Origin of the sequence: Halomonas sp. 707D4 (genome assembly GCF_024158685.1) — a bacterium.
GTDB lineage: Bacteria > Pseudomonadota > Gammaproteobacteria > Pseudomonadales > Halomonadaceae > Vreelandella.
Genome location: NZ_JAMZBD010000191.1, coordinates 1 through 5715, shown reverse-complemented (window position 1 = coordinate 5715; position 5715 = coordinate 1). Strand labels below are relative to the sequence as shown.

The following is a 5715-nucleotide window of genomic DNA, read 5'->3' as shown; positions in this document are numbered from 1 at the left end:
AGATTGAACACGGCGGCGGGCTTGAGCGAGCCGTTGTCGACCAGAAAGATGGCGCGCATGAAGGTCTCCTCGTGAGCGTTTTCGGCCATGGTATCATGGCCGTTTGACCCCGTTCTGGCTGACCTCGATGATCGACACCACCGCCCTCAACCGCGCCCGCCGCCCCGTCGACGAACACGGCGACATCTGGATCTTCGGCTACGGCTCGCTGATCTGGAAGGCGGACTTCCCCTTTCTGGAGCGTCGCCGCGCCTTCATCGAGGGCTGGGAGCGGCGTTTCTGGCAAGGCTCCCACGATCACCGCGGCACCCCGGAGGCGCCGGGGCGGGTGGTCACGCTGATCCCCGTGGAGGGCGCGGTGTGTCACGGCATGGCGTATCGCATCGACGAGGCGACGCTTGCGCCGCTCGATCACCGCGAGAAGAACGGCTACCTGCGCGAGATCACGCCGCTGCGCATTTCGCCGACGGCGGCAAGGCTCAGGGCCTCGTCTACATGGCCACCGACGAGAACCCGGCGTTTCTGGGCCCGGCACCCATCGAGGCCATGGCGCGTCATATCCACGAGGCCGTGGGCCCGAGCGGGCCCAACCGCGACTATCTGATCAACCTGGCCCAGGCGCTACGCGAGTTGAACGTGGAAGACGCGCACATCTTCGCGCTGGAGGCGCAGCTCGGGCGCCTTTAGCGTTACCAGTAGCGCGGGTAGCGGCGGTGGCGGGCCAGGTTGTTGACCAGGATCGCCACCACCAGCATCACCACGCAGCCGATGCCGATCGGCGCCAGCGGGTACCACCAGCCCAGCTGATGCACGCTCGAACCGCCACCCACGGCGATCAGCGCGGCGGCGGCCCCTGGCGGGTGCACCGTGTGGGTGAGCTGCATGACCAGGATGGAGAGCGATACCGCCAGCGCCATGGCCACCGACGTGGCGCCGAGCAGTTGAAAGCAGGCAACGCCGATGGCGGCCGAGAACATGCTGCCGAACAGCACGTGGCTGGGCTGGGCGAAGGGGCTTTCCGGGGCGGCGTAGATCAGCACCGAGGTAGCGCCGAAGGAGCCCACGATCAAAAGCTGCTGGCTCAGCCAGTGGGTGCTCAGCCAGCAGATCAGCGCCATTCCGCTGAACGCCCCGATCCAGGACCAGAGCGCATCCTGCCAGCCGACCCGGCCACGCTTGAAGGGCTCACCGCGCATCTTGCCTAGATAGCTTCTCATGGCACTCTCTTTAGCAATCAATTTTCTCAAGCACTAAAAGAGTGCAAATGATCGCAAAATGCACCAGATAAGCAAATGGTAATCGATCACCCGCTAATGAATTCGATTCATGCGCCGTGCTCGGCCAACGCTACATCATCAGCCAGGAGAGAATGAACAGCGCAAGGAGCGTCTTGACGATGCCACCGAGGATCGAGCCGCGCAGAAACGACTTGATGCCCCCCCACAGGATCAGAAGGCCGATGACCAGCACCGCGATGCTGAAGAACGAAGCATTGATGCCCAGCGACCGGGTGAGGCCATCGATGAAGTCGCCGAACGCCCCGAAGAAGTTGGTGAAAATCCCCAGCAGAAACTCCACCACCACGCGAATCGCCTCGCCGATGGCCTCGCCCACCCCACCGAAAAATCCGTTAGCTTGCATCCGTTCTGCCTCAGATCGAAAGGAGTCAGGCATTGTCGGCGAAAACACCAGGCAGGGCAAAGCAAAGCGTCCGCCCTCCTCGGCGCCTTTACCCGCGCCGGGTCTGCTAGACTAGGGCGCGTTTTTCCAACCCCTTGCCGGCAGGTGGTTTTCCATGCTCAACCAGCGCGCGCTCGTCTACCTCAACGAGGTCATCCGCCGGGGGTCGCTGCGCCGGGCGGCGGCGCACCTGGACGTCGACCCGTCGGCGCTGAGCCGCCAGATCAAGGCGCTGGAGGAGACGCTTGGCAGCAAGCTGTGCGAGCGGGTGGGCAGCGGCATGCGGGCCACCCAGGCGGGCATCCTGCTGGCCCAGCACTTCAACACCCAGCGCGCCCAGGAGGAGGCGGTGCTCTCCCGGCTGACCGCCTTGCAGGGGCTTTCCCGCGGACGCGTTCGCATCGCCGTCGGCGAGGGGTTCATCGCCGATCTGATCGCCCGCCCGCTGGAGGCGTTCATGACCGCCTTCCAGGGCATCAACGTGGACATTCGCATGGCCGGGGTGAACGAGGCGATGTCGCTGTTGAAGGATTACGAGGTGGATCTGGCGCTGCTCTACGCCCCGCCGATGGACCCGGCGCTTCACTGCCACGTCGAGACGCGCCAGCCGCTGGATCTGATCGTGCCGCCGGGGCATCCGCTGTGCAGGCTTAAGCGGGCGATCACCCTCGACGACCTGAGCGACTGGCCGCTGGGGCTGATGGACAACCCCTTCGGCATGCGCCAGATGGTCAACATGGTGGAGCACCACGAGCGCATTCATCTGGAAGCGCGCCTCTACACCAACTCGGTGGCGGTGCTGAAGAACTTCGTGCGCTCGGGCATCGGCGTCACCTTCATGCCGGAGCTGACCGTGGAGGACGAGATCCAGCGCGGCGAGATCGTCACCCTGCCGATGCGCTACGCCTTGATGAACGAGGCCCGTGCCCAGATCGTCAGCCTCAAGGGCCACGAGCTCACCGTGGCGGCGGCCACTTGCCTCAAGCACCTGCACCATGACATGCGCTTCTTTTCCGCCAACGCGCCGCGCCTGTTGTTATAAACGCAACACTTCGGGTATTGCATAGTCAACACATCAATGCATAGTCTCCTCATGCAAATTTGTTAATAACGATAAGTAGGCTTCTCATACTCGCCTACCCCACCAATCAAGGGAATCTTACCATGCTGCGTTTCAACCTCACGCGCCTGGGCGCTGCGTGCCTGCTCGGCTCGCTGGCCATGACTCAGACCGCGCTGGCCGCGACCACCATCAACCTGAGCTACAACGGCGCACCGGACCCGGACAAGAACGCGGTGCACGTGTTCGCGACCAATCTCAAGGAGCTGGTGGAGGAGCGCACCGACAACGAGATCGAGCTGCGCCTGTTCCCCAACAGCATGCTGGGCAGCGAAGAGGAGCGCATGGAGCAGACGATGAACACGCCCATGCTCAACATCGCCTCCTTCGCCGGTATCTCGCCGCTGGCCGACGAGCTGTTCGTCAGCGCCATTCCGTTCCTGTTCGAGGATTTCAGCGCCGCGCGCACCTTCTTCGACGAAGGCCGCTACTGGCAGGCCTTCAGCGAGGAGTTCAGCGAGCGCACCGGCGTCGACATGCTGGCGGTGGTCGAGGAAGGCGGCTTTCTGGCCTTCACCAACAACGAGCGCCCGATCCGCGAGCCCGGCGACTTCGAAGGCCTGCGCTTTCGCGCCATGGACCCGAGCCAGGTAGCGCTCTACGAATCCTTCGGCGCCTCCGGCACGCCGATCCCCTGGACCGAGACCTACATGGCGCTGCGCACCGGCATCGCCAACGGCCAGATGAACCCGCCGATGTACATCATCCTGGCGAGCCTCTACGAGGTTCAGGACTACCTGACCCTGGCCAACATCCAGTACTCGGACCAGTTCCTGGTCGGCAACAGCGAGATGATCGAAAGCTGGGACGACGAACTGCGCGCCGCCTTCCAGGACGCCGTGGCAGAAGCCAACCAGCGCGCCCGCGAGATCAACGAATCCCAGGTCGACACGCGCATCGCCTACCTCGAGGCCGAGGGCATGGAAGTGATTCGCCCGACCCACGAGGAGCTCGAGGCGTTCCAGACCATCGGTCAGCCCGCCTACCTCGAGTGGCTCGCCGAGCGCGGCATCGAGCAGCGCTGGATCGACATGGCGCTCGAGGACGCCGGCGTCGAAACGCTCGCCGAATAAGCCGTTTCCTCGCTTGTCAGGGCTAGCTTCGGCTAGCCCTTTTTCTGGCCGCCGCAGGAGCGATACTATGCTAATAACCTTTCGCCATCGTCTGCTCGCCGTCAGCCGTTCCCTTTCGCTGACCATCGCCGGAGCCCTTCTGGCGACGAACGTGCTGATCATTCTCTACGGGGTGCTGACCCGCTACCTGCTCGGCGGTGCGCCGATCTGGACCGACGAGCTCTCCCGCTTCTTGATCATCGCCACCGTCATGCTCGCCGCCGGCGCCGTGTGGGCCGAGGGCGGGCACATGCGCGTGGCACTCCTGGAGCGGCGCCTGCCCGGGCGCCTTGCGGCGGCACTGGTGGTCTATCAGTGGCTGGTGACGCTGGCCATCGCCCTCGGCGGCGCCTTCGTGAGCTACCGCTACGCGATGTCGCCGTCGATCGGGCTGTTCAAGACCTCGGGGCTCGGCATCAGCCGCTCGATCCCGCTGCTTTCACTGGCCATCGGCTTCGCGCTGCTGGCCGTACATGTGCTGCTCTACGGCCCCGCCCCGCTCAAGACCGTGGAGGACGACCAATGATCCTGACCATGCTGGCGATCTTTCTCGCCCACGTGCTGCTGGGCCTGCCGCTGTTCATCGCGCTGCTGGTCACCGCGCTTTCCGGCTTTCTGTTCGTCGATCCCTCGATGATTTTGCGCATGATGCCCCAGCAGTTCTTCGGCGGCATCGACGTGTTCTCGCTGATGGCGATTCCGCTGTTCATCCTGGCCGGCAACCTGATGAACGCAAGCGGGCTGACCGAGCGCCTGATGGGCCTGGCGCGGCTGATGGTGGGCCACCTGCGCGGCGGCATGGGCCACGTCAACGTGGTGTCGAGCGTGTTCTTCGCCGGGGTCAACGGCTCGGCGGTGGCGGACACCTCGGCACTCGGCTCGCTCCTGGTTCCGGCGATGGAGAAGGAGGGCTACTCGCGCGCCTTCGCCGCCGGCCTCACCGCAGGAAGCTCGCTGATCGGGCCGATCATTCCGCCGAGCATCTTCATGATCCTCTACGCGTCGCTGACCAACACCTCGGTGGGTGATCTGTTTCTGGCCGGCATCGTGCCCGGGCTCTTGCTGGGCGTCGCCTTCATGGCCATGAACGCCTGGTACGCCTGGCGCCACCGGCTGCCCAAGAGCGGGCGGCTGCCCCGGCCCCGCGAGCTTGGCGTGGCGTTCGTCGCCGCCCTGCCGGCGCTGGTCGCGCCGTTCATCATCGTCGCCGGCATCGTGCTGGGGCTGGTCACGCCGACCGAATCCGGCGCGCTCACCGCGCTCTACGTGGCGCTGTGCGGCGCGGTCCTCGGGGGCTTGCGGCTTCGCCACTGCTGGCAGGCGATCAAGGACACCGCGCGGCTCACCTCGACGATCTTTCTGATCATGGCGGCGTCGGCCACCATCAGCTGGCTGCTCTCCTACGCCCAGGTGCCGGCCCAGTTCGTCTCGCTGCTCACCCCTTACATCGACCACGCCGTGATCATCCTGCTGCTGTTGAGCGCGATCACCTTCGTCACCGGCATGTTCATGGAGGAGGTGTCGGCCCTGATGCTGCTGACGCCGATCTTCGCCCCGGTGGCGATGATGGCGGGGATCGATCCGGTGCACCTGGGCGTGATCATCACGCTCAACATCACCATCGCCCTGATCACCCCGCCGCTGGGCGCCTGCGTGTTCGTCGCCGCCGCCGTCAGCCGGCTCGAGATCGTGTCGCTGTTCAGGACGATCTGGCCGTTCGTGCTGATGGCGCTCGGCGTGCTGCTCCTGTTGATCCTGTTTCCCGGCCTGACCCTCTGGTTGCCCCATGTCGTTGGATGATGC

General features: G+C 64.9%; 6 protein-coding genes and 1 pseudogene. 5 read left to right on the top strand and 2 right to left on the bottom strand.

Features of this window, described 5'->3' with window-relative positions; translation table 11 throughout:
* Positions 1 to 127: 127 nt before the first annotated feature.
* Positions 128 to 687: pseudogene (locus BIS11_RS09625) on the top strand (gamma-glutamylcyclotransferase).
* 2 nt (positions 688 to 689) lie between these two features.
* Here the strand turns inward: BIS11_RS09625 and BIS11_RS09620 are convergent.
* On the bottom strand, positions 690 to 1217 hold the full coding sequence (locus BIS11_RS09620) for an HPP family protein (RefSeq protein ID WP_253422390.1): 528 nt from the start codon (positions 1215 to 1217) through the stop codon (positions 690 to 692).
* Between the two features lie 130 nt (positions 1218 to 1347).
* Positions 1348 to 1641 carry a hypothetical protein gene (locus BIS11_RS09615; RefSeq protein WP_253422381.1) on the bottom strand — a complete coding sequence of 98 codons (294 nt, stop codon included), beginning with the start codon at positions 1639 to 1641 and terminating at the stop codon, positions 1348 to 1350.
* 154 nt (positions 1642 to 1795) lie between these two features.
* On the opposite strand from BIS11_RS09615, the gene BIS11_RS09610 reads away from it, so the two are divergent.
* The 4 genes from BIS11_RS09610 (at position 1796) to BIS11_RS09595 (ending at position 5712) form a co-directional block, all read left to right on the top strand.
* Positions 1796 to 2722: a LysR family transcriptional regulator gene (locus BIS11_RS09610; RefSeq protein WP_253422379.1), complete on the top strand. Its 927-nt coding sequence runs from the start codon at positions 1796 to 1798 to the stop codon at positions 2720 to 2722.
* A gap of 122 nt (positions 2723 to 2844) precedes the next feature.
* A complete protein-coding gene (gene dctP / locus BIS11_RS09605) occupies positions 2845 to 3873 on the top strand; it encodes a TRAP transporter substrate-binding protein DctP (protein ID WP_253422377.1) in 1029 nt (342 codons plus the stop codon).
* Positions 3874 to 3940: 67 nt separating this feature from the next.
* Positions 3941 to 4438 carry a TRAP transporter small permease gene (locus BIS11_RS09600; protein ID WP_253422374.1) on the top strand — a complete coding sequence of 166 codons (498 nt, stop codon included), beginning with the start codon at positions 3941 to 3943 and terminating at the stop codon, positions 4436 to 4438.
* Entirely contained in the window at positions 4435 to 5712 is a 1278-nt protein-coding gene (locus tag BIS11_RS09595; RefSeq protein ID WP_253422372.1) for a TRAP transporter large permease, read from the top strand. The genes BIS11_RS09600 and BIS11_RS09595 overlap by 4 nt, the downstream gene beginning before the upstream one ends.
* Positions 5713 to 5715 lie beyond the last annotated feature (3 nt).

Excerpts from the sequence above, each read along its gene's own strand:
- BIS11_RS09620 (WP_253422390.1), bottom strand. The coding sequence starts at position 1,217 with ATGAGAAGCTATCTAGGCAAGATGCGCGGTGAGCCCTTCAAGCGTGGC.
- BIS11_RS09615 (WP_253422381.1), bottom strand. The coding sequence starts at position 1,641 with ATGCAAGCTAACGGATTTTTCGGTGGGGTGGGCGAGGCCATCGGCGAG.
- BIS11_RS09610 (WP_253422379.1), top strand. The coding sequence starts at position 1,796 with ATGCTCAACCAGCGCGCGCTCGTCTACCTCAACGAGGTCATCCGCCGG.
- dctP (WP_253422377.1), top strand. The coding sequence starts at position 2,845 with ATGCTGCGTTTCAACCTCACGCGCCTGGGCGCTGCGTGCCTGCTCGGC.
- BIS11_RS09600 (WP_253422374.1), top strand. The coding sequence starts at position 3,941 with ATGCTAATAACCTTTCGCCATCGTCTGCTCGCCGTCAGCCGTTCCCTT.
- BIS11_RS09595 (WP_253422372.1), top strand. The coding sequence starts at position 4,435 with ATGATCCTGACCATGCTGGCGATCTTTCTCGCCCACGTGCTGCTGGGC.